This window comes from Actinoplanes auranticolor (assembly GCF_018332655.1).
Lineage (GTDB): Bacteria > Actinomycetota > Actinomycetes > Mycobacteriales > Micromonosporaceae > Actinoplanes > Actinoplanes auranticolor.
Genome location: NZ_BOQL01000072.1, coordinates 78,296 through 104,941 on the forward strand (window position 1 = coordinate 78,296; position 26,646 = coordinate 104,941).

The window sequence follows — 26,646 nt, forward strand, 5'->3', positions numbered from 1 at the left end:
GCCCGGTCAGCCCGAATTCGGTCCGAGCTTGAGGTGGCTGGTGATCTGGTAGCGGTCGCCGCGGTAGATCGAGCGCGTGAACTCGATGACCCGGCCCGTCCCGTCGCGGGTGGTGCGTTCGAAGAGCAGAGCCGGTGAGTACAGCGGCACCCCCAGCAGCCGGGCCTCGCCCGCGTCGGTGACCGTCGGCGCGATCGTCTGGACCGCGTCCGTCGGATCGACCCCGTAGCGCTCGCGGAGCAGGCGGTACAGCGAGCCGGCGACGAAGTCCCCGGCGGTGATGCCCGGGACCAGCGCCGCGGGCAGCCGGATCTCCTCCAGGGCCATCGGCTCGCCGTCCACGATCCGCCGGCGCTTGACATAGCGCAGGTCGTCGCCGGGGGAGACGTGCAGCCGCTGGCCGAGCCGCGCGCCCGCCGACTCGGTGCGGCATTCCAGGATCTCGCTGAGCCAGTCGCCGTCGGCCGGTGGCACGGGCAGGCCGGATGCCGCGGGGATCTCCTGCGAGATCTTCTGGGGACTGGTGAACGTGCCCCGCCCGTGCTGGCGGACGAGCAGGCCGTCGCGGGCCAGGTCGTCGATGGCCGCCCGTACGGTCGGCCGCGAGACACCGAGGTGCTCGCAGAGGGAGCGTTCCGAGGGCATCGGGTCGCCGGGGGCGCGGGTGTCGATCAGTTGGCGCAGTTTGTCCCGTACCTCAGCACGCCGCACCGCGTCCCCGATCGTCCCGGCGAGCGAGTCGCCCGAAGTTGTCCAGTGGTCTGCCCTGGACAGTGTCGCGGTTCTCCGGCGGGTCTGTCGAGCCCTTCATGACGTGCAAAAAAGGAAACCTTACAAATAGGTATTGACGTGGACCTCTGGCATGGACGACGGTGTTCGGGCGGTCGGTTCCTTGACCACTGGTCAGTTCGGCGGGAGTCGAACGCCGCGCACCATCCCGGCGGGCACCCCCAGGCCCACCGGCGCCTCTCACCCGAAGGAGCCCACCCCCCATGGGTCTGACGTCAACCCGCAAGGTCGCCATCGGTGCGACCATCGCCGCGACCGCCGCGGCCCTCACCGGCATCGGCATCGCCGCCGCGCCGAGCAGCAGTGCCGCCGCCGGCTGCGGCGTCCTCTTCGACGACTTCAACTACTCCTCGCGCACCGACGCGGCGCTGGGCCAGCGCGGCTGGAGCATCCGGAGCAACGCCGGCGGCCCGGGCGTGGCCGGGGCCCGGTGGCTCGCCGACAACGTGTCCTTCCCGACCGTCGACGGGCAGAAGGTCGCCCAGCTCAAGGCGGTCACCGACGGCACCGCCGCCGGCACGTCGCACGCCGAGTTCTCGCAGAGCAACCGGCGGTTCTTCGAGGGCACGTACCTGGCCCGAATCAAGTTCTCCGACGCCCCGGCCAGCGGCACCGACGGCGACCACGTCAACCAGACGTTCTACACGATCTCCCCGCTGGCCGCGCCGATGGACCCGACCTACTCCGAGCTGGACTTCTCCGAGTACCTGCCGAACGGCGGCTGGGGCGAGGCGGGACCGATCAACTACCAGACCTCCTGGTACACCTACGTCGCCGACCCCTGGTACGCCGACAACCAGCACAGCCAGCAGCAGCGCAGCATCAACGGCTGGCACGACGTGATGGCGACCGTCTCCGGTGGACACATCAAGTACTACATCGACGGCGCGCTGGTCGGTGACCACTCCGGCAAGGTCTACCCCCGGCAGAACATGTCGATCGACTTCAACCAGTGGTTCATCGACCTGGCCGGGCACGCCGGGGGCACCAGCACCTGGCTCCAGTCCGTCGACTACGTGTATCACGCCAAGAAGCAGGTGCTGAGCCCGGCGCAGGCAAACGCGGTGATCAGCGGCTTCCGGTCCGCGGGCACCACGCACTCTGACAACGTCGTCAGCACCAACGACTGCGACCCCGGCGTGCCGCCGACGACCAACCCGCCGACCACCACGCCGCCGGCCACCGGAGCCACGATGTTGCAGTCGACCTTCAGCGGCCGCTGCATCGACATCCCGGGCGGTGTGGCGACCACCGGTGCGCTCCTGCAGACCTGGGAGTGCAACGGCACCGACGCCCAGAAGTGGGCGTTCCAGTCCGACGGCACCGTGCGGGCGATGGGCAAGTGCATGGACCCGGCCGGTGGCGCGCTGGCCAACGGCACCCGCATCCAGCTGGCCGACTGCAACACCAACCCGGTGCAGCGGTTCACCCTGACCTCGGCCCGGACCCTGGTGAACGTCTCCTCCGGCCGGTGTGTCGACATCAAGGACTGGGTCGGCAGCAACGGCGCCGCGCTCCAGCTCTGGGACTGCGCCGCCACCGCGAACCAGCTCTGGGGCAAGCTCTGATCGGTCCGCGCCACCGGTGACGGCCGGGCGTCCCTGCGACGCCCGGCCTTCGGCCGGTTCACCGGTGATCCGGTGACGTGAAGAATCGGTCCCCGTCATTTGCCGAGGATGACGGGGACAGTCATGCCGTTCGACGGGTTCATCTCCTACCGCTATGCCCCCGCCGGACGGCTCGCCCCCCGCGGTCCAGCGTGGCCTGCACCGGCTGGCGAAGCCGTGGCACCGGCGCGGGGCACTGTGGATCTTCCGGGACCAGACCGGGCTGGCAGCGCTACATCCCCGAACTGCCCTACCAGGCCACCTGCTGACCGGTCAGCGACCCTGGTCCCCGGGCTCGAGCAGCTCGCGGACCAGGGCTTCGCCCCACCACCGCTCGACCTGACCGGGTGTCCAGCCGCGTTCCCCGGTGAGCGTGGTGAAGACATCGATGGTGCAGACAGCGGCGTAGATGTCCACGGCGGTCGGCACGTCCAGGCCGGACCGCAGCACGCCCGCCGGCCAGGACGAGAACACCTGTTCCCGGGTCTGGTCGCCGCGCCGGCGGCCGTCGCGGTAGACGGTGGCCAGCTCGGGTTCGGTGCGACCGGCCTCGCGCACCAGGGCGATGACGTCGCCCGCGCGCTCGAACAGCCGCCGGTCGTAACCGGCCATCGCCGCGAGTTGCCGTCCGGGGCCCGCGTCCGGGGCTTCGAGCTCCGCCAGCATCTGCGCCGCGTCCGCGGTCAGGTCGGCCGCGTCGGCCAGGGCCTGGACCAGCCCGGTCTTGTTGCCGTACGTGGCGTACACGGTCGGCACGGACACCCCGGCCTCCCGCGCCACGTCCCGCACGGTGGTCTGCGCCCAGCCCCGGGAGACGAACAGCCCGCGGGCGGCCCTGGCGATCTCGGCGCGCGTCTGCAGAGCCTGCGTCGTACGGCGTAAGGAGTCGTAGCGCCGGCCACCCGTCTCCGCGGTCATGACTTGCCCTCTCGTGGTTTACGCCTCTTATAATGAATATATGACGCGTAAGGTTGCCGGGTCACGGGCGATCCCTTTCTCGCGGATCAGTGGCTTCGCCGCCCTCGGTTTCGCCGCCCTCATCATGACCAGCAACCTGATCGCCGTGCCGGCCGGGCTGCCGTCCACCGGTGCGGACCTCGGCGAGGTCACCGCGTTCTTCGGTGACCGGCGACGGGAGGCCGCGATCGCGTCCGCCCTCACTCCCGCGGCCTGGGTGCTGGCCACGGTGTTCGGCGCCGGCGTCTGCAGTGTCCTGTGGCGGTCCGAGCGAGACCGGGGCGAGGCGTGGTCGCTGGTCGGACTGGCCGGGCTGCTGCTGCAGAACACGACCTTCGCCGCCGTCGTGGCGACCCGCCTCGCGCTCGCCTCGACGAGCACGCAGGGGCCGGTCGCGGCCTCGGTGCTGTGGCCTCTGCACGACGGCCTGTTCGTCCTCAACGGCACCTTCCTGGCGCTCGCCCTCCTCGGCCTGTCCATCGGTGGCCGGCGCGGCGGCCTCCTGCGCGGCTGGCACGGCGCCTGGGGGCTGGTGGCCGCCGGGCTGCTGTTCAGTTCGGCCATCCTCGCCCCGCTGGCCGTCGACGGCGCCGGCCCGGCCCCTCTGCTCGGCCTGGCCGGCTGGCTGATGTGGGTGGTCTGGCTGGTCGCGTACGGCATCACGCTGCTCCGCGTCGGCCACACCGCATGAGTCCCGGCCTCTTCGTCGTCCTGGCGTCCCTCGCGGTGCTCGGCCATGCCCACTGGTTCTTCGGCAATCTCTACGAGGCGACGGTCCTCGCACCGGGCTGGGCATCGATGGCCGGCCGGCCGTTGCAGCTCGGCGGGGGTTTCCTGGCTCCCGGCAGCCCGGTCCGGTACTACATACCCGCCACGCCGCTCACCGCTCTGGTGACCGTCGCCGCCGGGGTGGCGGGCCGGCAGGTCCCCGAGGTGAGCCACCTGCCTCTCGCGCTGAGTGTCGTGCTCTGCCTCGTCAGCGCGGCGGTCACCGTCTTCATCGTGACCCGGGTCAACGTGCGGTTGTTCCTCGCCCCCGACGTCCCGCCGGACCGGCAGGCCGTCCTGGCGCGACGCTGGGTGAGGCTGAACCACGTACGGCTGGTGACCGTCGGCGCCGCCGGCGCTCTGCTGGTGTGGACGCTCGTCCGCTTCCTCGCCGCCTGATCCACCGGACTCCCGGGCGGCCTCGCCGAAACCGATGAGGACCTGGGCAGCCGCCTGGTCGATCAGCTCGCTCGACGCAACCGTCGGCGCCGCTTCACTCGCGACGCCGACGGGCTTCGTGCTTCCGGGCAGATCAGGTCTCGTAGTAGCGGGCTCGCCGTCGTTGGTAGGACGACCGCCGGGAGTTCTGCATGACGTTGCGCAGGATGAAGAACGTGACGCCCGCGCTGGCCAGGGCGACCACGACGAAGGCCAGCACCGGCGTGCCGCCCACCGACAACGACGTCGCGGACCCGGCGGGCTGAGCCTGGATCGCACTCGCCGGTTCGCTCGCCGCGGCTACCGGTGGCGCCGTCGGCAGTGCGGCGAAATTGACGATGCCGCTGCTCTCCAGCAGGGTCATGTGTGTCATCACGAACTGGTTGGTGCGCTGGGCCAGCTTGCGGATCGTGTCGTTGCGGGTGCTGGCCCGGATCGTGGCGATGGCCGGGAAGATCTTGCCGTGCGCCGCGCGGAGCCGGTCGATGTAGATCCGGTCGAACTCCTTGCCCTCGGCCTCGCGCATCTCCGCGAGCCAGCCCTGCTGGTCCGCGTTGGGCTTGTTCGGCAGGGGCACGTCGAGCTTCTTCGCCGCGTCGCGGACGAGTTTGTCCAGCGCCACGTGCTGATCGGCGATGTCGCGCCCGATGGACCGGATCCGCCGGTCGTCCGACTTCTCCTGGGCCATCTCGCCGGCCGGGATCTCCCACAGCCCGGCCAGCCGGACCTTGACCGCGAAATCGCGGTCGGCGTCGGAGACGGCCCCCTTGCCGCGGTCGGTCAGCAGGCCGTTCGGCGGCTCCGGTACGCCCGGCTCGGCCCGTGCCATCTGCGGGTCGAGCAGAACCATGGCCACGGCGGCCAAACCTGCGGACGACAAGTGGCGACGCCACCGCGATTTCCGATCGACGGCGAACACGTCAACCTCCAGCCCTGGTCGTGGAACGGTCCCTGGTGAGCAGAGGTACGTAGCGCGACCCGCTTCGGATCAACGCCGGCCGAGTTCGGTCCGACGTCAGGGTTCGAGCACGAGGTCGAGGTCGGCGTCCGTGACCCGCCCGCTGTGCACTGCGCAGACGATCCTTCTTGGCTTGGTCCGGGCCGGCGATGATCTCCAGGTTGAGCGCCCGGACGGGTGACTCGAAGCCCGGGTCGGCGAACTCGGCGACGGTGGCCCGCATGACGGTGCGGAGATCGGCATTGAGGTCACCGGTGTCGGGCAGGCTCACGCCGTCGGCGCCCTCGCTGAGGGCCGGCCGCCGCCGCGGCTGATCGTCGGCTCGGCCTCGTACGACCTGGTCCAGGAGCTGGACCAGGCCCGCACGTAGGAGTACCGGGCCTGGGAGCACCTCAGCCGCAAGGCTCCGGGCTGAACAATCCACCGCGCAGGCTTCAAAAACGGTGGTGCTGGGTATGCGTGGTCCGCAATGGACAATGAGGAGGGACAATGGCAGCGCAGCCCATGAACACCCCGGCCCAGCACCCCGGCGGAACGGTGGCCGGCACCAACGTCATGGCGATCCTCGCCCTGGTGTTCGCCTTCATCTTCGCGCCCGCGGCGATCGTGCTCGGCGCCGTCGCCAAACGGCAGATCCGGCAGACCGGCGAGCAGGGCACCGGCCTGGCCACGGCGGGATTCTGGCTCGGCATCGTCTTCACGGTGCTGGGTGTGCTCTGGGTCGCCTTCGTCTTCATCCTGGCGGCTTCCCAGACCACCACGACCTGACCGGCCCGCGCCTCGGCGCCGACGACACCGGTCGCCGTCACGGCCGGTGTCGTCGGCACCGAGATCGCCCCGGAGTCGCGGTAGGTTGCCGGGCATGGTCACGACGCGACTCGATCTGGCCCGGATCCGCGCCGCGCGCCGGGACATCAGCCCCGTCTTCCTCGACACCCCGCTGTACGAGGGCGACGCGCTGGGATCCGAGCTCGGCTGCATGGTGAGCATCAAGCTGGAGACGGCGAACCCGGTGCGCAGCTTCAAGGGCCGCGGCACGGAACTCGTCGCCGGCCGGCTGACCGGGCAGGGCCGCAACGCCGTGGTGTGCGCCAGCGCCGGCAACCTCGGCCAGGCCCTCGCCTGGTCGGGGCGTCGCCGGGGCCTCGACGTGACAGTCGTGGCGTCACACCGGGCGCCCGCGGCCAAGCTCGATCGGATCCGCGCGCTCGGCGCGGAGCTGGAGCTGACACCATCGCCGACGGCGTCGCCGGCCGGTATCCGATCCCGGACGTCCTGGACGACCTGCTCGTGGTGGCCGACGACGCCGCGCTGGTCCACGAGACGTCGATCGTCGCGGGCATGCGGTTGCTGCTGGACCGGGCGGGCCTGGTCGTCGAGCCCTCAGCCGCCCTGGGCGTCGCGGCCGTCCTGGAGGACCGTGACCGCTTCGCCGGCCGCCACGTGGCCACCATCATCTGCGGCAGCAACGTCGACCCGGACGCCTACCACCGCTGGACCCGGGGCGTCACTCATCCCCGCCGGACCACCTGAGCCCCCGCCAGCTTACCGGCCACGGCGAGCAACGTCCTCGCCTCGGTGTGGCGGCGGAGCCGCAGCAGGAACAGACCCGTGGACACCATTTCGACGAACGCCCACTGCCACACGGCTTCCGGGTCGGCCCCGGTCAGCCGGCCGGCGCGCCGGCAGCTGCGGGCCACCAGCTCCCGTACGTGCCGCGGGTCCCGGGTCGCGAGCTCGTCGATCCAGCCCTGGACGCCACGGGCCTGGATCACCCCGAGGTCGTGGGCGGGTTCGGAGACGTGCCCCTCCGGGTCCACGAGCCGGAAGCCCGTACCCGGTGCCCGCAGAGCGTTGAGGTTGTGGACGTCGGCGTGCACGAGCACCGCCCGGCCCGGGTCGAAGGCGGCCTCCCGCGCGGCGGCACAACGGACCGCGAGGTCTATGACCGCCTCCGGGCACGGCCGGGACAGCTCCTCCCACGCCGAGGGGGCGAAGCCCGCGTGCCAGCGGGCCGCCTCCACCCAGCCGGTGAACCGGCCGTCGTCCGGCACCCGGCGCCAACCCCGCGCAGCGGTACGCGCCAACGCGTCCAGCTGCCGCGCGGCCGGCCAGCCCAGGCTCGCCATCGGCCGGCCGAGGCGCTCCAGCAGCACAGCCCGGCGCGGCTCGTCATGCCGGAGCAGAGCGACGTACGGATCACCACCCGCCAGCCGCAAGGCAGCCAGTTGCCGCTCGAACGGGGCGAACTCCGCCATCCCGGGCGGCAGCGAGACCTTGACGACCACCGGCGTGCCGTCATGGGTCACCGCCTCGGCGACGTACGAGGCGCTACCGCCGTCCAGCCCGGCGCCGACGGTGATCGACCAGTCGGCCTCCAGGCCCGCGAGCAGTCCGGGAAGCTCGGCCAGCCATCGCTCCCCGGCCGCCCCCAGCGCCCGCAGCGACAGCGCGACCGGCCCCGGCACACCGACGGCGGGCTGTCCTTCACGCACTGGTTGCCGGCACCGGTGACTTCAGCGCCGGCTCCCGGTTGACCGGGCCGTCGATGGCGGCCAGGGCGAGCCCGATGCCGAAGAACATCACCGACAGGTTGATGTCGGTGAAGCCGTAGAACGGCGTCATCACCAGCGCGATCACCGGGATCACGCTCAGCCACCGGCCCGGCGGGCTGACCGCCGCGGCCGTACGCCACACCATCATCAGGAAGAAGGCGATGAAGACGAGCAGCGCCGGGATGCCGTGGCCGTACATCAGCAGCCAGACCTGTCCCTGCGTGCCCAGCGGCTCGGCGGCGTGCGTCGTGTCGGCCAGCCGGGGCCCGCCGTAGCCCAGCAACGGCGACTGCCGGACCGCCTGGACCGTCTGCACGTACAGGTCGGCCCGGTCCCGGGTGGAATCGGTGTTCTCCACCCGGTTGGCGATCAGGTCGCCGACCGGAATGACCAGCGTGGCGACCCACGCCAGCGCGCCCACCGCCCCGATGGAGGCGATCAGGCGCACGTCACCGCGCAGCAGCGCGCGCAGGCCGAGGTAGAGCAACCCGGCGCCGAGCCCGATGAACATGCCCCGGTTGAGCGTCAGGAACGCCGGCACCAGCGCGAACGGCAGGGAGATCAGGACCGCGACCCGCAGGGCGCCGGTACGGACGGAACTGAGATAGGCGACCACACAGGGCACCAGGACGGCGAACCCGGTGCCCCAGTTGTTGGTGTACGGGTACGGCGCGGCGGTCCGGTAGTACGGGTTGCGGCCCGACGGGTTGTACTCCGTCGCGTGGCTGTGCACCAGCGCGCGGATGCCCCGGTTGCCGGTCATCGTGTCCGGCAGCAGCATCTCCACCGGCGTCGTGAGGGCGAAGGTCGGCTTGAACACGCCGATCCAGCCCAGCGCGACCATACCCAGCCAGAACAGGCACAGCGGTTCGAACAGCCGCTGCCACGGGGCGCCGTCCCGGCCGGCGTTGTAGACGTACAGGTAGACCACGAACGCCGTGGCCAGGAAGCCGAGCCGCAGCGAGAACATGAACAACCCGCTCGCCCGGTCCAGCCGGGTCACGCTGACCAGCACGAGCGCCAGCAGCACCAGCCACAGCGCCGACCCGGCCGGCAGACTGATCCGCCCGCGGGCTACCAGCACCACCGCCAGCAGCAGCCCGAACAACGGCCAGAACAGCTGCAGTCCACCCAGGACCCACCACAGCGGCATCGCGCCGAACATGGCGTACAGCGGCCAGAGCGGCAGCGCAGCGCCTCGATCCGCCCGCGACATCCCGACATCCTATGAACATCGGCGCCCTGCCGCACCAGCCGAGGGCGCCCGCGCGTCGCCGGTCAGAGGCCCCGGGCGGTGAGGGCGAAGGCCAGCATGCCCGTGGCGGTGAAGTCGAGGGACGGCTCGGTGGTGGCCGAGACCCGCTCGTCGTCGGTGTAGTGCGTGTCCTCGCGGTCGAACGCGGCGAAGGCGCCGGTCGAGCACGAGCTGCGCCCGCGGCTCTCGATCGGGTCGCGGATCCGGTCGGCCCGGTTGGGCCCGTTGACCACCGCACCGGTCATCCCGGGGGCGGGGGAGCCGGGGGTGAGACCGGCGATCTGGTCGTGCGGGCAGCGGGGGACCGTCGTACCCGCGGCCACCACCAGCGACGTACCCCGGTGTGCCTGGAAGTAGGCCGGCGCGTTGCCCACCAGCGGAGCGAACAACTCGGTGGCGGGTGCGACCCGGAAAGCGGGGGATTCGGCGGTGACCGGTCCCTGGACGCGGAGGCGGTACGTGCCCGGCCTGGTCAGCGAGGTCAGATCGATGCGGTGCACTGCCGGGAACCCGGCGTTCCACCCGCCCCGGCCCGGGTGACAACGGGCGGAGAGCCGTCCCGGCTGGTTAACTACTGACGTGGCCGCGTACCCGTTCCGGATGCTCCGGCCCGGCCTGCGGCCGGGACGGTTCGCCGGCGCGGCCCTGGTCCTGCTGCTGCTCGCCGCAGGCGTGCTGTTCTCCGCCGGCAGCGGCCATCACCGGCACGGGCACGACGCCGATGCCGGGCACCGGGTCACCGCCGCCGACCTGGCGTGCCTCCCGCATGCGCATACCGGCGAGACGTCCCCGCACGGGCACGAGCACGGCGCCGAGCGGGCGCCGAACCTGTCACCACGGGCCCGTCCGGCCGGTCACACCACGTTCACCGCCACGGTCACCGGGCACGCCGGAGCGCTGTGCCCGGGTGTCCGGGCGACGCCCGCCGACGTCGCGCCACGCGACGGGAGTCTGAGTCTGCTGGGTGTTCTGCGGGTGTAGAAGGGCGCTTTCCGCGCACCGCACCGAGGCTTCACATCGGGCCCGCCGGGGTACGCACCGGCGGCGTCACCTTCGTGTCCCGCAGCCCTCCAGGAAGACGATTCCCTGTGCACCCGCAACCGCCCCGCCGCACCACCCACGCCTACGGAACCCCGAAGAACCGCCTCGTCTACGACCGCTGGGGCCGCTTCGGCCGGCCGGTCGTCCTGCTGCACGGACTGTTCTACGACCGCACCATGTGGTGGCCGGTCGCCGCCGAACTGGGCGACAGCTGTGCCGCCATCGCCGTCGACCTGCCGGGTCACGGCCAGTCGGCGGCCCGGGACGACTACGGCGTCGCCCGTCTGGCCGACGACCTCGCCATCCTGATCAACGGGCTGGCGTTGCACCGGGCCCCGGTGATCGTCGGGCACGCCGAGTCGGCCCGCCTGGCCGAGGCGTTCGCCGCCGCGTACGCCACCCAGGCGGTGCTGACGTTCGAGGACCCGGCGGCCGACCTGCCGGAGACCGCGCGGGATCCGGCCCCGGGTGACCTGAGCGGCGTACCGGAGCTCTACCGTCAGTTCGCCGTCGCCCGGCACGACGACGCTCTGCGCGACGGCTACCGGTCCTGGTTGGCGCGGCCGGCACACAGCGAGCCGCGGCCGGAGGCGCTGCCGCTGCAGCTCAGTGCCCAGGGCGGGGCCGGTGCCCGGCTGGGTGGCCGGTTCCCGCACCTGTGTGACGCGACGAGCTTCGCCGCCCTCGTGCGAGCCCTGCGCTGACCCGATGATCGCAGACGTCGTGCCGTTCCGGGCGGCCGTGCGCACCTGGTTCACCATCTCCCTGCAGACCTTCGGCGCCCCGTACGTCGAGAAGCTGCGCGGGGACCGTGCGGTCTCGGCCGCCCTGACCGGGATCACCGCCGCCGTGGTCGGGGTCATCGCGAACCCGGGCCGCTACTTCGCCGCCCTCACCGGCCTGCCCGGTCTGGATCAGCGGCGGTACGCCGACGCCACCGACACCCGGTCACGACGTCGGCGGTTCCGCCGGCCGGGCTCGCTGCGGGTGGATCGTCTCGTGCCGGGCCAGCATCGCCACGTACTCGGCGATCTTCCGGGTGCGCGTCTCGGCCCGCTTGACCGCATTGACCCGGCCGATCAGGGAGAAGACGTTGGTCCGGGTGAGCACGTCGAACATCGCCTGGGCCGCCGGGTCGGCGGCGATCGCGGCGCGCAGGTCGGCCGGCACCTCCATCTCCGAGGGCGGTGCATAGGCGGCCGTCCACCGCCCGTCGGCCTTGGCCGCGTCCACCGCGGCGCGGCCGGCCGGCAGCATCAGCCCGGCCGCCTCCAACCGGGCCACGTTGGCGACGTTGCGCTGGGACCAGATGCTGCGGGACCGGCGCGGGGTGAACCGCCGCCAGGAACTCTCCTCGTCACGCTTGCGGGCCTGCCCGTCGATCCAGCCGAAACACAGTGCCTCGTCGACCGCCTGCTGCCAGGTCAGCGTGGTGACCGAGCCGCCTTTTCTGGTCAGGGCGAGCCACACGCCGGGAGAGGTGGTGTGATTCTCCGTCAGCCACGCGCGCAGCGCCGCGCCGTCAGCCACGATCAACTCGTCCAGTTCGGTTCCGGCCACCACCGCAGGCTAGTACCGCATCGCCGTCATTCGGTGGCCGCGTCCACGTCGGCCTTCCCGCCGTCGCCCACCCAGACCGCCTTGAGGTTGCAGAACTCGCGGATGCCGGCGGCCGACAGCTCGCGGCCGTACCCGGAGTTCTTGATGCCGCCGAACGGCAGCTGCGGGTACGAGGTCACCATCCCGTTGATGAAGACCGCACCCGCCTCCAGCTCGGTGACCAGCCGCTGCTGCTCGTCCGGGTCGCCGGTCCAGGCGTTCGCGCCCAGTCCGTACGAGGTGGCGTTGGCCAGCTCGATCGCCTCGTCGAGGGACGCGGCCCGGTACCCCCCGGCCACCGGCGCGAACACCTCTTCGGCGTACATGCGCATGTCCGGCGTGATGCCGGTGACCACGGTCGGCGGGTACCACCAGCCGGCGCCTTCCGGGGCCCGGCCGCCGCACCGTACCGTCGCGCCCTTGCCGACCGCGTCGGCGACCTGCTCCTCGGCGTCCCGGCGGCCCTGCTCGGTGGCCAGCGGCCCGACGTCGGTGGTGTCCATCATGGGGTCACCCACGGTGAGGGCGGACATGTGCGCCACGAACGCGTCGACGAACTGGTCGTAGACGTCGGTGTGCACGATGAAGCGTTTCGCCGCGATGCAGGACTGGCCGTTGTTCTGGCAGCGGGCGGTGGCGGCGACCTCGGCGGCCCGGTCCAGGTCGGCGGTCGGCAGGACGACGTACGGGTCACTGCCACCCAGCTCCAGCACCGTCTTCTTCAGCTCGCGCCCGGCGATGGCGGCGATCGACCGGCCGGCCCCTTCGCTGCCGGTCAGCGTGGCCGCCCGTACCCGGGGATCGGTGAGAATGCGCTCCACCGCGTCGGAGCCGACCAGCAGGGTCTGGAAGGCCCCGGCCGGGAAGCCGGCCCGGGCGAACAGCTCACCCAGGTACAGCGCGGTCTGCGGGACGTTGGACGCGTGCTTGAGCAGCCCGGTGTTCCCGGCCATCAGCGCCGGCGCCGCGAACCGCATCGCCTGCCACAGCGGGAAGTTCCACGGCATCACCGCCAGCACCGGGCCCAGCGGCTGATAGCGGGCGTACGCACGGACCGCCCCGACCTCGGACGGCTCGGCCGGCTCGTCGGCGAGGAACCGCTCGGCGTGCTCGGCGTAGTAGCGGCAGGCGGTGGCGCACTTGGCCACCTCGGCCCTGGCCGCCGCGAGCGTCTTGCCCATTTCCAGGGTCATCAGGGCGGCCACGTCGTCGGAGTCGGCGTCGAGCAGGTCCGCGGCCGCCCGCATCCACGCCGCGCGCTGCGCGAACGTGGTCTGCCGCAGAGCGCGGAAGCCGTCGACGGACCGGCCGATCGCCTGGTCGATCCGGTCCTCGGCCATCGCGTCGAAGGTCTTCAGCAGCTCACCCGTGACCGGGTTGGTCGTCGCGATCGGCATGGTCGCGCCCCTTTCTGGTCCCCGGGAGCCCTACCCGCCGGCGGACCCGCTAATCGCGGGTCCGCCGGCCGCGGTGAGCGCGTCCCGTTCGACGGTGCCGTTGTCGGCTGCCTCGACCATGGCCGCGTGCGGCGGTACGTCACCCGGGCGCCCCCGCGACCACCGCGGCCGCCGCTCGTCGATCGGGCCGTATCCCGCTCCCTTCGCCGGCCGCTTCACCCACCTGTCGCGGGCCGCCGCCGGAAAGGTCGCAGGAGTGGACGAAGCCGGCACACGACCGGAAGTAACCGGTAAACTATCGGAATGTTTCGGCGTTGACACCGAATGTTTCACGCTATTACGTTGGCGTGGTCTCGTCCGCCGACGGCTCCTGGGGGCCGGACGCCAGAAGGGCTTTGCCGAAGATGACCTCTGTCCTGCACGTGGCGACCACCGGTTCCGATGACGCCGACGGTTCCGCCGAGCAGCCCTTCCGCACCATCAACCGGGCGGCGGCCACGGCCCGTCCCGGCGACACCGTCGTCGTGCACGGCGGCGAATACCGGGAATGGGTGACGCCGGCGCGCGGCGGCCTGAGCGACACCCGGCGCATCACCTACACCGCGGCCGACGGTGAGCACGTGATCATCAAGGGTTCGGAACGGATCACCGGCTGGGTGCCCGACGGCGGCACGGTGTGGCGCGCGGACGTGCCCAACACGCTGTTCGGCGACTTCAACCCGTTCGCCGAGGAGGTCACCGGCGACTGGGTCGTCTACGCCGAGGGCGCGCCGCACAAGCACCTCGGCGACGTCTACCTCAACGGGCGCAGCTTCCACGAGGTGGCCGGCCGCGCCGAGCTCGACGATCCGCCGCTGCGCACCGAGGTGCTGGACGACTGGACCGGGCTGGCCGACCGGGTCCGCGACCCGGAGCAGACCCGCCTGGTCTGGTACGCGCAGGTCGGCGCCGAGCAGACGACCATCTGGGCGAACTTCCAGGGCGCCGACCCGAACGCCGAGCTGACCGAGGTCAACGTGCGCCGGTCGGTGTTCTACCCGCTGGTCCCGCACCTGGACTACATCACCGTGCGTGGCTTCGAGCTGGCCCAGGCGGCCACCCCCTGGACCCCGCCGACCGCCGACCAGCCCGGTCTGATCGGCCCGAACTGGGCCAAGGGCTGGATCATCGAGGACAACCACATCCACGACGCCAAGTGCTCGGCGATCTCCCTCGGCAAGGAGCGGTCCACCGGGCACAACTACTCCACCGAGCGCGGCGACAAGCCCGGCTACCAGTACCAGCTGGAGTCGGTCTTCGCCGCCCGGCAGATCGGCTGGGACCGCGAGCACATCGGCTCGCACATCGTGCGCCGCAACACCATTCACGACTGCGGACAGAACGGCATCGTCGGCCACCTGGGCTGCGTGTTCTCCACCATCGAGGACAACCACATCTACAACATCGCGCTCAAGCGCGAGTTCTACGGCTACGAGATCGGCGGCATCAAGCTGCACGCCGCCATCGACGTGGTGATCCGGCACAACCGCATCCACGACTGCTCGATGGGCACCTGGCTGGACTGGCAGACCCAGGGCACCCGGGTCTCCCGCAACGTCTACTACGGCAACAACCGGGACCTGTTCGTCGAGGTCAGCCACGGCCCCTACCTGGTCGACCACAACGTGTTCGGCTCCCGCGCCTCGTTCGAGTCGTTCAGCCAGGGCGGCGCGTTCGTCGGCAACCTGTTCGCCGGGACGCTGCGCCTCGAGGCGGTGATGGACCGGGCCACGCCGTACCACCGGCCGCACAGCACCCAGGTCGCCGGCTACGCGTTCATCCGCGGCGGTGACGACCGCTACATCGGCAACGTCTTCCTCGGCGGTGACATCGCGGCCGCGTACGGCGACGGCGGCCAGGGCGGAGAAGCCCCGGCCTACGGCCTCGAGGGCTACGACGCCCACCCGGCGTCCTTCGAGGAGTACGTGGCCCGCATCGAGGCGCAGCCCCCGGGCGACCACCAGCGCTACCTCGACGTGGTCCAGCCGGTCTACGCCCGCGACAACGTCTACGCCGCCGGCGCCCGCCCGTTCGCCGGGGAGACCGGCCCGCAGGTGCTCGGTGACGCGACCGTGTCGGTCATCGAGGACGGCGACGCCGTCTACCTCGAGACGAACTTCCCGGCCGAGTTCGACCAGGCGCGCGTCGGCGTGGTCGGCGGCCGTGACCTGCCGCGCGTCCGCTTCGCCGACGCGGAGTTCGAGGAGCCGGACGGCAGCCCGGCTGTCATCGACGTGGATCTGACCGGTCAGCGGCGCAAGGCCGGCGACACGGCCGCGGCCGGACCGGTCGCCGCCCTGACGTCGGGCCCGTCCCGGGTACGCATCTGGTAGAGCGTGATCCGGCGGGTCCGGCCCTCGCGCCGGGCCCGCCGATCGCGTGACCACCGGGCTCAGAAGTCCCGTTCGGTATCGAACCACTCCTGGGCCGCCTCGGCGTGCTCGCCGGCCGCGACGGCCACCCGGCGAACGGCAGGCCGTACTCGGTGGCGAACCACTGCGCCGTCCGCAGCCTGGAGACGGAACTGTCCCGGAACTCCGGCCGCAGTTGCCCGCGCAGGCGCCGCCCGGCGACGGCGTCGACGTTCCAGGCGATGACGTGCTCCAGCCGCGGCCAGGTCGCCAGCGCCGGCAGCTCCGCCAGGTCGGGGCTGAAGCGCAGCTGCAGACCGGTGAGGTGCCGCAGGCCGGCCAGCGCCGGCAGGTTGGCCAACCGCCCGTGCAGGGCGAGCCGCCGGAGCTCGGGGAACTCCAGCAGGCTCGCGCAGTCGAACGGCTGCCACATCGGACCCACGCTGACGTCCACGGACCGGGCCGCCGCCAGCGCGGGAAAGACCACGAGGTCGGGCCGGGGCCGGCCGGGCCGCACGGGGCCGATGGCGGGGCGGCCGACGCCCGGGGTGGGGACCAGCCGGTGGCTGTCGGCGCCGGTCAGTGACAGCACGTCCGGGCCGGTCACCGGGCGGGCGCGATCGCCGCCGCAGGCGTGCGGGCCAGGCGCATCCGAACCTCCGTACGGCAGGCGAGCGACGATGCTACCAAGGCCGTGGCGTGATATCCGGCCGTTCATCGATGATTTTCACGGCCCGGGTATCGGCATTTCCGATGTCCCGGATCGACACCTCTGATAGCGCTCACAACGGTTCGCCCGCTCTTGCTTTCCGCCGCGCCATCGCCGAATATTGCCGGGCATCACCATTTGGCCGCGCCGCGGTGACGGCCGGTAATCCGGGAGACCAGACAACCCCATGTCCTATCCACAGCCGCGTGGCCGCCGCGGACCGCGAGCGGGCCGGTCCTCCGCCCCGCCCCGCGGCTCGGCCATCATCGTCACCGGGGCCGTGCTCGCGGTGCTGGCGATGACACTGGTGATCGTGATCGAGCGCCGGCAGAGCCGGAGCCTGCCGAGCGAGGCGAGCGGGGCGTGGATCGCTCCGCCGGTGGACGGCCCGCCACCGGCGCTCATTCCGCTGCAGTCCGCCTCACCGTCCCTGAAGCCGTCACCCTCACCACCCCCGACCGCCGCGGCCACCGGTAAGCCCCTGCCGGTGGCCCGGCACCCCTCGTCCGCGCCCCCGGCCGCCCGCCCGCCCGCGCGGCTGCTGCCCGGGCCGGGGAGCCGGATCAGCCTCGTGGCGACCGGCCCGGCCGGCCTGCGGCTGCGGCACCAGGACTTCCGGATGCGGCTCAGCGCGATCGGTCCCGGCAGCCCGGCCCCGGCCCGGGCGGACGCCACCTTCGTCCTGCACCGGGGCCTGGCCGACGCCCGGTGTGTGTCGCTGGAATCGGTCAACTTCCCGGGCCGGTTCGTGCGCCACCGCAACTTCGTGGCGGTGCTGCACCCCCGGGAGTCGTCGCAGGTCTTCGCGGCCGACGCCACGTTCTGCCCGCGCCGGGCCGGTTCCGGCGGCGACTTCGTGCTGCGGTCGAGCAACTTCCCTGACCGCCTCCTCACCACCGACGGCCGGTCCGTGCTGCTGAGCCGGCCCGCCACCGCGGCGGCGCAGAAGTTCCGCGCCGTGCCGGGCCTTTGAGCCCGGACCGCGGATGAGAACCGCGAGCATCGATCTGAACCTGCTGGCGGCCCTCGACGCTCTCCTGGCCGAGCGCAACGTCACCCGGGCCGGCCGGCGGCTCGGCCTGAGCCAGCCCGCGATGAGCGAGGCGCTGGCCCGGCTGCGCCGGCACTTCGGGGATCAGCTGCTCGTGCGGGTCGGCAACAACTACGAGCTGACCCCGTTGGGCGTGGGCCTGCGGGCGACCTCGGCGGCGGCGATGCAACTGGTCGAGCGGACCTTCACCGCCGCGCAGGGCTTCGATCCCGAGGCGTGCGAGCGCGAGTTCGTCCTGCTGGCCTCCGACTATGCGGCCGCGGTGCTGGGCCCGCCGCTGATGCGGGCGGTGCGCAGGGCTTCGACGGTCGCCCGCCTGCGCCTCGATCACCTGCCGGCGAGCACGCCGAGCCGTACGCGTGCACCCGACGGGCTGGTCCTGCCCCGCAGCATGGCACCGCCCGGCATGGCGGGGACGACGCTGTTCCACGACCGCTGGGTGTGCCTGGCCGCGGCGGACAATCCCGCCGTCCGGGGTGAGCTGAGCGTCGAGAAGCTCGCGATGCTGCCCTGGGTGGTGCACCAGGACATGCGGGCGCACCATCCGGTGCTCACCGATCTGCGGGCGCGCGGGCTGACGCCCGAGGCGCGGTTCTCCGTCGGCGGGTTCCATCTGCTCCCCGAGCTGGTCCGGGGCACCGATCACGTCTGCCTGATCCAGGAGCGGCTGGCCGTCCGGGTCGCCGGGGCGGACCTGCGGATCCTCGAGGTGCCGTTCGACCTGCCGCCGGTGGTCGAGACCCTGTGGTGGGATCCCGCCCATACCCACGATCCTTCGCACCGGTGGCTGCGCGACCTGGTGGTGACCGCCGCCCGCGGCCTGACCGGCGAGGCGGACAGCGGTGCCCAGGCCGCCCAGTCGTGCCGGGCCCGCCCGCCCGGGCGGACCCTGTCCCCGGGAAAGCGCCGTAGCCAGGGCGAGTGAGGCGGTCGACGTCGCCGCCGGCCGCCTCACCGCGGGCTCACCGGAACTGCGAGAAGAACCGCCAGACCTCACCCTTGGTCCAGGTGGTGACGCCGCTCTCCACCGTGGATCCGTCCACGTGGCCGGGCAGGTGACCACCGTCGAAGGCGGCCCACACCACCGGATAGCCGGCCCGGCAGCCCGCGTACGCGGTGGTGATGTGCGTGCGGCTGCCCGCCGCCGGTTCGCGCGGGCTCTGCCGGACACACCCGTTGTTCGCGACGAACCTGTCGCGCAGCGCGCGGCCCTGCGAGATCGACAGAACCGAGTCGCTGATGCCGTGGATGCCGAGATAGGCGACCGGCTGGCTGCCGCCGGAGCACCCGCTGAGCTGGGCACCGGAGAAGACCGCCACCGCCCGGAACACGCTCGGCCGGCCGCACGCCAGGGCGTAGCTCATCCCGCCGCCGTAGCTGAAGCCGGTCGCGAAGCGCAGCCCGGTGTTGACGCAGAGGTCGCCCTCGATCCGCCGGATCATGTCGTCGACGAAGGTGACGTCCTCGCCGCCGGCATTGGCCCAGCCGCCGTTGAGGCCCTGCGGCGCGACCAGGATCGCGCTGTTGTTCGACTGCTCCTGCTGGCCGTAGTACGACCACGCGGTGCCGCTGGTGCCACCCGAGTTGACCTCGGTCGCGGTGCCACCGCGCCAGTGGAAGGCGAAGATCAGCCGGTACGGGTTGTTCCGGTCGTACCCGGCCGGGACCCGCAGGATGAAGCTGCGGTTCTTGCCGCCGCTCTGCACCGTGTGCGTGCCGGTGGTCAGCGCCGGTGCCCGCCCGCATCCCGCACTGGCCCCCGGAGTGGGCGGAGGCGTGGTGGGTGGTGGGGTGGTGGGCGGCGGCGTGGTCGGGTCGGTGGTGCCGCCCGTGCACACCACTCCGTTGAGGGAGTAGCTCGCCGGCGGGGGATTGCTGCCCGTCGACGAGCCGTTGAAGCCGAACGAGACGGTCGCGCCGGTGGCGATGGTGCTGTTGTAACTCACGTTCCTGGCGGTCACCTGGGCGCCGCTCTGGGTCACGGTGGCGTTCCAGGCCTGGGTGACCTGCTGACCGGCGCTGTAGGACCAGCCCAGCGTCCAGCCGTTGACGGGGTCACCGAGGTTCGTGACGGCCACGGCGGCGCCGAAGCCACCCTGCCACTGCGATGTGACTGTGTAGCTGACCGAACATCCGGCCGCCGCCGCGTGCGCCGGCAGGGTGGCCGCCACCCCGGCGGCGGCCAGGCCGACGGCGGCGCACAGCAGGCCCGCCTTGATGGTTATCGATGGTCGCACCGAGGGTCCTTCCCGTTCGTGGGAGCGTTTCCAAACGGATGCTGCCAGGCGTTTTCCGGCCACTCAAGAAGGTGCGGCGGTGACTTGCTGAAATCGGTCACCGTAACGATTAGCCGACCGTAAAATGAAAAAGGGCATTGTCGTTTCTCAATAGCTTTCCCAACCGCCGTCGCGGCTGGGCCCGAGCGGGCCGCCGACACCCCGCCCGGCGCGGAGCCCGTCTGTAGACTGCTTTCGTCAAAGCGCTTCGGCAGCTGCTGGCGCTCGCGCCGCCACGACCCGCCGAACGGGACGGGAGCAGGCGGCGGTGGCAGCACATCGGGTCACGATCTACGAGGTGGCCGAGCGGGCCCAGGTGAGCATCTCGACGGTGTCGAACGTGCTCAACAAGCCGGACAAGGTCCGGGCGGCCACCCGGGCCCGGGTGCTCGCCGTCGTCGACGAGCTCGGCTTCACCCCCAAGGTCCAGGCGGTCAGTCTGGCCCGGCAGGGCACCGGCCGCATCGGCGTGATGGCCCCCTTCACCTCCTACAGCTCCTATCTGCGCCGGCTGTCCGGGGTGCTGACCGCCGCGACGGAGCTGGAGACCGACGTGCTGGTCTTCGACCACGAGTCGGCGGCGCTGACGTCGTCGCCCACGCTGGCCAGCATGCCCATCCACGGCCGGCTGGATGGTCTGATCGTCATGGGTCTGCAGATCGAGCCGGGCATCGCCGGGCGGCTGCGGGAGCGCGGCCTGCCCACTGTCGTGGTCGACGCCGACAGCGACCTGTTCAGCCGGGTCGTGATCGACGACGACGAGGGCGGCCGGACCGCCGCGCGGCATCTGCTGGAGCGGGGCCACCGCCGGCTGGGATATCTGCTGGAACGGCAGGTCTCCGACTACGAGTCGCAGGCGGTCAAGCGGCTGGCCGGGTTCCGCGACACCGCCGTCCGGGCCGGCGCCGAAGTCGTGGTCGCGACCAGCGGCAACTCGGTCGACGACGCCCGCCGGGCCGCTGCCGGGCTGCTGGATGCGGCCCAGCGGCCGTCGGCCGTCATGGCGCACCACGACGTGCTGGCCGTCGGTGTGCTGCTGGCCGCCCGGGACCGCGGCCTGCGGGTGCCGCAGGACGTCGCCGTCATGGGTTTCGACGACGGGGAGGCGGCCGCGGCGGCGGATCTGACCACGATCCGCCAGCCGTTCGAGGAGTCGGGCAGCACCGCGTTCGGCGTCCTGCTCGGGCACATCGGCGGGTCCGCGCTGCGCTCGGCGACCGTGCTCGACGTTCACCTGGTCGGACGCTCCACCACCTGAAGCCCCGTTCCGTCCCGGCCCGGCCTGTTAACTGGTCGCGGGGGTCGCCGGAACGCCTGACCAGCGGTGACGCCATAAAAGTGCTTTTACAAAAACTCTTGACACGGCTGACCGGCTGATGTTTCGTTCGTGTGACGAACCCGTCGGGCGGCGGCGCCCGGCACCGAGGGAGTGGCGATGGGACTGGCCGACGCGGTCGAGATCTTCCTGGCGACGAAGCCGGATTCCGGTGACCCCCAGGCGCCCGTGGCGCACCGGCGAGCGGCCATCCACCGGGGTTCGGACGAGCTCTTCGCCCGGTTCGGCGCGCCCGTGGCCCCGGTCGAGGTCCGCGACTTCCCCGTCGGCGACAGCCGGGTCCGGGTCTACCGGCCGGCCGGCCCCGGTCCGTTTCCGCTCTACGTCTTCCTGCACGGCGGCGGTTTCTGGCTGGGCTCCGTCGACGAGCAGGTCAACGACGCCATGTGTCACGACCGCAGCCGCCGTGCGGAGTGCGTCGTGGTGGCGGTCGACTACCGGCTGGCGCCTGAGCACCCGTTCCCGGTGCCGTTGGAGGACTGCTACGCGGGACTGAGCTGGGCGGTGCAGCACGCGGAGGAGCTCGGCGCGGACCCGGAACGCGTCGCCGTCGGCGGAATCTCGGCGGGCGCGAACCTGGCCGCCGCCGTCACGCTGCTCGCCCGGGCCCGCGGCGGCCCGCGTCTCGCCCTGCAACTGCTCGAGGTGCCGCCGCTCGACCTGACTCTGGACACCATGCGCCGGTCGGGCATCTCCGACGACTACGGCATCACGGTCGACGACATGCGGCTCTGCGGCGACCTCTACCTCGGCCCGGCGCACGATCGGCGCGACGAGATCGTCTCGCCCCTGTTCGCGGCCGACCTGACCGGCCTGCCGCCCGCGCGGATCATGAGCGCCGAGCACGACCCGCTGCGGCTCGAGGGCGAACGGTACGCCCACCGGCTGCGCGACGCCGGAGTTCCGGTGTCGTTCGAGATCTATCCGGGAGCGGTGCACGGATCGCTGGCGTTGACCGGCACCTGGCCGCCCGCCGCGACCTGGCAGCAGGACGTCGTCACCGCCCTCCGGCGCCTGCACACCTCAGCTCGTTCTTTCCCGCTCACCGCTTGACCCGTCCACCGAGGAGTGCTCATGACCCGCACCACGTCCGGCCGGCGTCCAGCCGGTCGTTCCCGGCCCCTGTTCGCGATGCTGGCTCTCTCCGGGGCGCTGGCCGCCGCGGCATGCAGCGCGCCCGGCGGTGACGCCCCGGCCACCGGCACCAGCGCCCCGGCCGCCGTCAAGACCACCTGCGGCACCGAGCCGGTGACCCTGAAGGGATACTTCGAGACCGGCTTCCCCCTGCCGAAGACCCTGGCCGACGCGTTCACCGCGCAGTTCCCGAACGTCAAGTGGGACATTCGCGAGGACCAGTTCGCCGTGATCACCCAGAACGCCCCGCGCGTGCTGTCCGACGACCCGCCGGACCTCATGCGCATCCCGCAGATGTCGGAGCTGGCCAAGGACAACCTGCTGCTGAACCTGGACACCTACGCCACGGCGTACGGCTGGGACAAGTGGCCGGCCTCGCAACTGGAGCAGATGCGGTTCGGCAGCAACGGCGAGCGCGGCGCCGGCCCGCTCTACGCGATGGGCCTCAACTTCAGCATGACCGGCGTCTTCTACAACAAGAAGCTCGCCGCCCAGGCCGGGATGGCCCAGCCGCCGCAGACGCTGGCCGACTTCGACGCCGTGCTGCAGAAGGCCAAGGACGCCGGCATCACCCCGATCAACCAGTTCAACGGCGGCGCCACCGGTGGGCTCGCGTTCCCGCTGCAGAACCTGATGGCGGCGTACGGCGAGACCGCCCCGATCAACGACTGGATCTTCAACAAGCAGGGCGCCACCATCAACACGCCCAGCAACCTCCAGGCCACCCAGCACCTGGAGAAGTGGATCAAGGCGGGCTATCTGGCCCCGGACATCAACTCGCAGGACTACGCGATGATGATGAGCCGCTTCATCGGCGGCAAGAACCTGTTCATCTTCAGCGGCGACTGGGAATCCGGCAATCTCGACAAGCAGATGGCCGGCAACGCGGGCTTCCTCCTCATGCCACCGGCGCAGGCGGGCGGCAAGCAGGCTGCCATGTCGGCCCCGCTGACCTACGGCATCAGCGCGAAGTCCAGGAACGCCGACTGCGCCGCCTTCTTCCTCAACTGGGTGGCCACCGACCAGAAGGCGCGCGACCTCGGCGTGCAGGTCGGCGGCTCGCACCCGATGGGCCCGACCGACGCGTACATGCCCGCGGTCGGCAAGGACACCGTCACGGCGAGCACCCTGGCCGCCGGGGCGACGATCGGCAAGGACAACGGCGCCATGGACTTCATTGCCAACGCCACCGGCGCCATCTACGCCAAGAGCTGGACGCCGCAGCTGCAGAAGCTGGCCGCCGGTCAGCAGACGCCGCAGGGACTGCTCACCGCGGTGCAGAAGGATTACGAGAGTCAGGTCAAGGGCTGACCTGATGGCCGGACCTCTCGCCGCGACGGTGGAGCCGGTCACCGGGCGGGAGCGGCGCAAGCGCCGTCCCCGCCCGGCCCGGCTCGGGTGGCTCTTCGCCCTGCCCGCCGTCGTCGTCTACCTGACCTTCGTCATCCGCCCGCTGCTGCTCACCGTCCAGTACTCGTTCTACGACTGGAACGGCATCGGCGCGGCCACCTGGACCGGTTTGGACAACTACGTCCGGCTGGTCACCGACCCCGAGCTGTCCGGCACGATCCTGCACGCGTTCGAGCTGATCCTGTTCTTCAGTTTCGTGCCGGTCCTGCTCGGACTGGCGGTCGCGGCGACCATCCGGCAGATCGCTCAGAGCCGGCTGGCCCTGGTCGCCCGGACGGTGCTGTTCCTGCCCCAGGTGATCCCGCTGGTGGCCGCCGGCATCATGTGGACCTGGCTGCTCTCCACCACCGGCCTGATCAACCAGCTGCTCTCCGGCATCGGCCTGGGCTCGCTGACCCGGGCCTGGCTCGGTGACTTCGGTACGGCGCTCCCCGCGGTCGGGGTGATCGGCGCCTGGGTCCAGATCGGCCTCTGCACCCTGTTGCTGCTGGCCGGCATGAGCAAGATCGACAACTCGCTGTACGAGGCGGCGCGGCTCGACGGCGCCGGCCCGTGGCGCGAGTTCCGCTCGATCACGCTGCCCGGCCTGCGCCAGGAGATCGGCGTGTGCGTCACGGTCACGGTCATCTCGGCCCTGGCCAGCTTCGACATCATCTACGTCTCCACCCAGGGCGGCCCCGGCAACGCCACCATGGTGCCCGGCCTGGAGATCTACTACCTGGCCTTCGCGGAGCGGGAGGTCGGCATGGCCTCGGCGCTCGCCGTCGCCCTCACCGTGCTGGTCCTGCTCTGCGTCCTTCCGATCCAGCGGCTCACCAGGGACGGCACCCGATGATCGTCACCCGTCGCGAGACCCTGACCGGACGGATCCTGCTCGTCCTGCTCATGGTGCTGACCGTGCTGCCGTTCGTGAGCCTGTTCGTCACCGCCCTGCACCCCTCCGGGACCTATCCCGACGGGCTGTCCTGGCCCAGCAGCCCGCAGTGGGGCAACTTCATCGACGCCTTCCAGGCCGCGAACATGGAGCGGTTGCTGCTGTCGAGCGCGCTGATCGTGCTGGGCGTCGTACCGGTCTCGGTCCTGTTCGGCACCATGGCCGGCTTCGCCTTCGGGCATCTGCGGATGCCGGGGCACCGGATCGGTTTCCTGGTCTTCGTCCTCGGGCTCACCCTGCCCTTCGAGGGCCTGATCACCCCGCTGTACTACCAGGTGCGCGACATGGGCCTGCTGAACACCCGGTGGGCCATCATCCTGCCGCTCATCGGCCTGTTCATGCCCTTCTCGGTGCTGTGGATGCGGGCCCACTTCATCACCATGCCCGATGAACTCTCCGAGGCCGCGCGCATCGACGGGGCGAGCACCTGGCAGCTGTTCTGGCGGGTGCACGTGCCGCTGGCCCGGCCGGCCCTGACGTCGCTGGGCATCCTGCTGTTCCTCTGGACCTGGAACCAGTTCCTGCTCGCCATCGTGCTCGTCGACGACCCGGCGAAACGGACGATGGCCGGTGCGCTCGGCGCGTTCCAGGGTCAGTGGGGCACCGACATCCCGTTGCTCTGCGCCGGCTCGCTGCTCATCCTGACGCCCACTCTGGCGATCTTCCTGATCTTCCAGCGCCGCTTCGTCGCCGCTCTGTTGCAGGGCTCGCTCAAGGGATGACCACCGACCACGACCGCCGGCAGTTCCTGCGCTACACCCGTACCGAGAACTGGCCGATGCTGGCCCGCCACCCGGTGGCCGCGACCGTCCACCTCGACCTGCTGGCCGGCATGCTGGCCGTCCCCGCGGCGGAGGTGGCGGCCGGGATCGAGGCCCTGCGGGCCGAGGCCGGGCGGGCCGCGGCGGAGCTGCTCGCCGACGCCGGGACGCGGGCGGCGATCGAGGCGCTGCCGTTCCGGGCCGGAGACCGGGTCGTGGCGGTCGGCGACTCGATCACCGCCGACCGGATCGGCTGGTTCGAGGTGCTCACCGCGGCCGTCGCGACAGCCGGCCCGGGGCGCTACGGCCTGCACAATCTCGGGCTCAGCGGCAACACGACCGCCGATGTGCTGGAACGCTTCGACCTGCTGGAGGCGGCCCGGCCCACCCACGTACTGCTCATGCTGGGCACCAACGACGCCCGGCGGCACGGCCGGACGCCCGGATAGTCCATGGCCACCGGTCGCGAGACCGAACGCAACCTGCGTGCGCTGGTCGACCTCATCACCCGCGAGCTGAGAGCCGGCGTCACCCTGATCACCCCGCCGGCCGTCGACGGACCGGCGGCCCGGACCTTCTTCGCGGGCCTCCCGTTGAGCTGGGACCCGGCCACGGTGGCCGACATCGCGGCCCGGATCGGCCGGATCGACGCCCGGTCCGTCGGCCTGCACGACGTCACGCGGGCCCATGGGCCCGGGGGCCTGCTGGAGCCGGACGGGGTGCACCCGACCCCGGCCGGTCAGCGGCTCATCCTCGCCACCATCGTGCAGCACCTGGCCGGCGCCGCGGGTCGCCCGGCCGAACCGGCCCGTTCGTCCCGCCCGGCCCGTTCGTCCGGCGCGATCGGGTGAAAAGGCTCCGCCGGCCCGGGAGACCCGGGCCGGCGGAGGGATCGCTGACTCAGCCTGCGGTGCAGGTGGGGGTGGCGCCGGGACCGGTGCCGGTGCCCTGGAACCCGAACTCGGTGCTGCCACCCGCGGTGATCTGGCGGTTGTAGTCGACGCTCCGGAAGCTGACCGTCCCGGTCGTGCCGGTGTTGGTGGCGCTCCAGGCGCCGGTGACAGCGCCACCGGACGGCAGCGTCACATTGACGGTCCAGCCGTTGACCGCCGACGAGCCGGCCGTGACCCGCACGGTGGCGACGTAGCCGCCGGTCCAGCTGTTCAGCGAGACCGTGGCGGTGCAGCCCGCGCCGGTCTGCGGCGGGGGCGACGTGGTGACCGGCGGAGTCACCGGCGGCGGGGTGGTGGGATTGGTGCTGCCGCCGGCGTTGAGGGCGTT

General features: G+C 71.8%; 26 protein-coding genes and 2 pseudogenes. 18 read left to right on the forward strand and 10 right to left on the reverse strand.

Translation table 11 applies throughout. From position 1 onward, the window contains the following. Nucleotides 1-6 precede the first annotated feature (6 nt). Complete coding sequence (locus Aau02nite_RS46990; protein WP_281421154.1) at nt 7-711, reverse strand: GntR family transcriptional regulator; 705 nt, start codon at nt 709-711, stop codon at nt 7-9. Between the two features lie 281 nt (nt 712-992). Here Aau02nite_RS46990 and Aau02nite_RS39580 point away from each other — a divergent pair, with 281 nt between their 5' ends. Then, on the forward strand, nt 993-2,357 hold the full coding sequence (locus Aau02nite_RS39580; RefSeq protein ID WP_246595796.1) for an RICIN domain-containing protein: 1,365 nt from the start codon (nt 993-995) through the stop codon (nt 2,355-2,357). Nucleotides 2,358-2,669: 312 nt separating this feature from the next. Here the strand turns inward: Aau02nite_RS39580 and Aau02nite_RS39585 are convergent, their stop codons facing one another. After that, nucleotides 2,670-3,314 carry a TetR/AcrR family transcriptional regulator gene (locus Aau02nite_RS39585; RefSeq protein ID WP_212993786.1) on the reverse strand — a complete coding sequence of 215 codons (645 nt, stop codon included), beginning with the start codon at nt 3,312-3,314 and terminating at the stop codon, nt 2,670-2,672. Nucleotides 3,315-3,354: 40 nt separating this feature from the next. Here Aau02nite_RS39585 and Aau02nite_RS39590 point away from each other — a divergent pair, with 40 nt between their 5' ends. Continuing rightward, a complete protein-coding gene (locus Aau02nite_RS39590) occupies nt 3,355-4,044 on the forward strand; it encodes a hypothetical protein (RefSeq protein WP_212993787.1) in 690 nt (229 codons plus the stop codon). Further along, nucleotides 4,041-4,520, forward strand: coding sequence for an anthrone oxygenase family protein (locus Aau02nite_RS39595; protein WP_212993788.1), 480 nt, complete (start codon nt 4,041-4,043; stop codon nt 4,518-4,520). Before Aau02nite_RS39590 ends, Aau02nite_RS39595 begins: the two co-directional genes overlap by 4 nt. A gap of 133 nt (nt 4,521-4,653) precedes the next feature. Here the strand turns inward: Aau02nite_RS39595 and Aau02nite_RS39600 are convergent, their stop codons facing one another. Beyond that, nucleotides 4,654-5,409 carry a DUF4142 domain-containing protein gene (locus Aau02nite_RS39600; protein WP_212993817.1) on the reverse strand — a complete coding sequence of 252 codons (756 nt, stop codon included), beginning with the start codon at nt 5,407-5,409 and terminating at the stop codon, nt 4,654-4,656. 597 nt (nt 5,410-6,006) lie between these two features. Between Aau02nite_RS39600 and Aau02nite_RS39605 the strand changes: the two genes are divergently transcribed. From Aau02nite_RS39605 to Aau02nite_RS39610, 3 genes and pseudogenes are all read left to right on the forward strand, one after another. After that, nucleotides 6,007-6,285 (forward strand): DUF4190 domain-containing protein, encoded by a 279-nt coding sequence (locus tag Aau02nite_RS39605; RefSeq protein WP_246595797.1) that lies wholly within the window; start codon nt 6,007-6,009, stop codon nt 6,283-6,285. Between the two features lie 94 nt (nt 6,286-6,379). Then, nucleotides 6,380-6,615 (forward strand): annotated as a pseudogene (locus tag Aau02nite_RS47590) (pyridoxal-phosphate dependent enzyme); the annotation flags it as partial. After that, nucleotides 6,604-7,050 carry a pyridoxal-phosphate dependent enzyme gene (locus Aau02nite_RS39610; RefSeq protein ID WP_246595798.1) on the forward strand — a complete coding sequence of 149 codons (447 nt, stop codon included), beginning with the start codon at nt 6,604-6,606 and terminating at the stop codon, nt 7,048-7,050. The pseudogene Aau02nite_RS47590 and the gene Aau02nite_RS39610, both read left to right, overlap by 12 nt. On the opposite strand, the gene Aau02nite_RS39615 is transcribed toward Aau02nite_RS39610, so the two are convergent. From Aau02nite_RS39615 to Aau02nite_RS39625, 3 genes are all read right to left on the reverse strand, one after another. Further along, on the reverse strand, nt 7,029-8,012 hold the full coding sequence (locus tag Aau02nite_RS39615) for an aminoglycoside phosphotransferase family protein (protein WP_212993789.1): 984 nt from the start codon (nt 8,010-8,012) through the stop codon (nt 7,029-7,031). The two genes, Aau02nite_RS39610 and Aau02nite_RS39615, sit on opposite strands and share 22 nt — an antisense overlap. Continuing rightward, entirely contained in the window at nt 8,005-9,288 is a 1,284-nt protein-coding gene (locus Aau02nite_RS39620) for an O-antigen ligase family protein (RefSeq protein WP_246595799.1), read from the reverse strand. Before Aau02nite_RS39620 ends, Aau02nite_RS39615 begins: the two co-directional genes overlap by 8 nt. Before the next feature lie 62 nt (nt 9,289-9,350). Further along, the gene (locus Aau02nite_RS39625) at nt 9,351-9,827 is read right to left on the reverse strand and encodes a glycoside hydrolase family 9 protein (RefSeq protein WP_212993790.1); all 477 of its coding nucleotides are present in this window, start codon (nt 9,825-9,827) and stop codon (nt 9,351-9,353) included. Nucleotides 9,828-9,906: 79 nt separating this feature from the next. Here Aau02nite_RS39625 and Aau02nite_RS39630 point away from each other — a divergent pair, with 79 nt between their 5' ends. Together Aau02nite_RS39630 and Aau02nite_RS39635 are read left to right on the forward strand one after the other, a co-directional pair. Then, on the forward strand, nt 9,907-10,308 hold the full coding sequence (locus Aau02nite_RS39630) for a hypothetical protein (protein WP_212993791.1): 402 nt from the start codon (nt 9,907-9,909) through the stop codon (nt 10,306-10,308). Nucleotides 10,309-10,415: 107 nt separating this feature from the next. Next, a complete protein-coding gene (locus Aau02nite_RS39635) occupies nt 10,416-11,072 on the forward strand; it encodes an alpha/beta fold hydrolase (RefSeq protein ID WP_212993792.1) in 657 nt (218 codons plus the stop codon). 244 nt (nt 11,073-11,316) lie between these two features. On the opposite strand, the gene Aau02nite_RS39640 is transcribed toward Aau02nite_RS39635, so the two are convergent. Beyond that, on the reverse strand, nt 11,317-11,928 hold the full coding sequence (locus tag Aau02nite_RS39640; protein WP_212993793.1) for a YdeI/OmpD-associated family protein: 612 nt from the start codon (nt 11,926-11,928) through the stop codon (nt 11,317-11,319). 26 nt (nt 11,929-11,954) lie between these two features. Continuing rightward, nucleotides 11,955-13,364 carry an NADP-dependent succinic semialdehyde dehydrogenase gene (locus Aau02nite_RS39645; protein WP_212993794.1) on the reverse strand — a complete coding sequence of 470 codons (1,410 nt, stop codon included), beginning with the start codon at nt 13,362-13,364 and terminating at the stop codon, nt 11,955-11,957. Between the two features lie 404 nt (nt 13,365-13,768). Between Aau02nite_RS39645 and Aau02nite_RS39650 the strand changes: the two genes are divergently transcribed. From Aau02nite_RS39650 to Aau02nite_RS39660, 3 genes are all read left to right on the forward strand, one after another. Then, the gene (locus Aau02nite_RS39650; protein WP_212993795.1) at nt 13,769-15,736 is read left to right on the forward strand and encodes a right-handed parallel beta-helix repeat-containing protein; all 1,968 of its coding nucleotides are present in this window, start codon (nt 13,769-13,771) and stop codon (nt 15,734-15,736) included. Between the two features lie 914 nt (nt 15,737-16,650). Beyond that, a complete protein-coding gene (locus tag Aau02nite_RS39655) occupies nt 16,651-17,436 on the forward strand; it encodes an AbfB domain-containing protein (protein ID WP_212993796.1) in 786 nt (261 codons plus the stop codon). A gap of 13 nt (nt 17,437-17,449) precedes the next feature. Beyond that, on the forward strand, nt 17,450-18,439 hold the full coding sequence (locus Aau02nite_RS39660) for a LysR family transcriptional regulator (protein WP_212993797.1): 990 nt from the start codon (nt 17,450-17,452) through the stop codon (nt 18,437-18,439). 40 nt (nt 18,440-18,479) lie between these two features. Here Aau02nite_RS39660 and Aau02nite_RS39665 read toward each other — a convergent pair. Beyond that, a pseudogene (locus Aau02nite_RS39665) lies at nt 18,480-19,751 on the reverse strand (cellulose binding domain-containing protein); the annotation flags it as partial. 307 nt (nt 19,752-20,058) lie between these two features. Between Aau02nite_RS39665 and Aau02nite_RS39670 the strand changes: the two are divergent. From Aau02nite_RS39670 to Aau02nite_RS39700, 7 genes are all read left to right on the forward strand, one after another. Further along, complete coding sequence (locus Aau02nite_RS39670) at nt 20,059-21,048, forward strand: LacI family DNA-binding transcriptional regulator (protein WP_212993798.1); 990 nt, start codon at nt 20,059-20,061, stop codon at nt 21,046-21,048. A gap of 177 nt (nt 21,049-21,225) precedes the next feature. Next, nucleotides 21,226-22,179: an alpha/beta hydrolase gene (locus Aau02nite_RS39675; protein WP_212993799.1), complete on the forward strand. Its 954-nt coding sequence runs from the start codon at nt 21,226-21,228 to the stop codon at nt 22,177-22,179. Between the two features lie 21 nt (nt 22,180-22,200). Further along, complete coding sequence (locus Aau02nite_RS39680; RefSeq protein WP_212993800.1) at nt 22,201-23,571, forward strand: ABC transporter substrate-binding protein; 1,371 nt, start codon at nt 22,201-22,203, stop codon at nt 23,569-23,571. A 4-nt stretch (nt 23,572-23,575) separates the two neighbouring features. Continuing rightward, nucleotides 23,576-24,505, forward strand: coding sequence for a carbohydrate ABC transporter permease (locus Aau02nite_RS39685; protein ID WP_212993801.1), 930 nt, complete (start codon nt 23,576-23,578; stop codon nt 24,503-24,505). Beyond that, nucleotides 24,502-25,326: a carbohydrate ABC transporter permease gene (locus Aau02nite_RS39690; RefSeq protein WP_212993802.1), complete on the forward strand. Its 825-nt coding sequence runs from the start codon at nt 24,502-24,504 to the stop codon at nt 25,324-25,326. The genes Aau02nite_RS39685 and Aau02nite_RS39690 overlap by 4 nt, the downstream gene beginning before the upstream one ends. Beyond that, nucleotides 25,323-25,814 carry an SGNH/GDSL hydrolase family protein gene (locus Aau02nite_RS39695; RefSeq protein ID WP_212993803.1) on the forward strand — a complete coding sequence of 164 codons (492 nt, stop codon included), beginning with the start codon at nt 25,323-25,325 and terminating at the stop codon, nt 25,812-25,814. The genes Aau02nite_RS39690 and Aau02nite_RS39695 overlap by 4 nt, the downstream gene beginning before the upstream one ends. Nucleotides 25,815-25,817: 3 nt before the next feature. After that, nucleotides 25,818-26,216 (forward strand): SGNH/GDSL hydrolase family protein, encoded by a 399-nt coding sequence (locus tag Aau02nite_RS39700; RefSeq protein ID WP_212993804.1) that lies wholly within the window; start codon nt 25,818-25,820, stop codon nt 26,214-26,216. A 49-nt stretch (nt 26,217-26,265) separates the two neighbouring features. Here the strand turns inward: Aau02nite_RS39700 and Aau02nite_RS39705 are convergent. Next, nucleotides 26,266-26,646: cellulose binding domain-containing protein (locus Aau02nite_RS39705; protein ID WP_212993805.1), on the reverse strand; the 381-nt coding region annotated here is incomplete at its 5' end.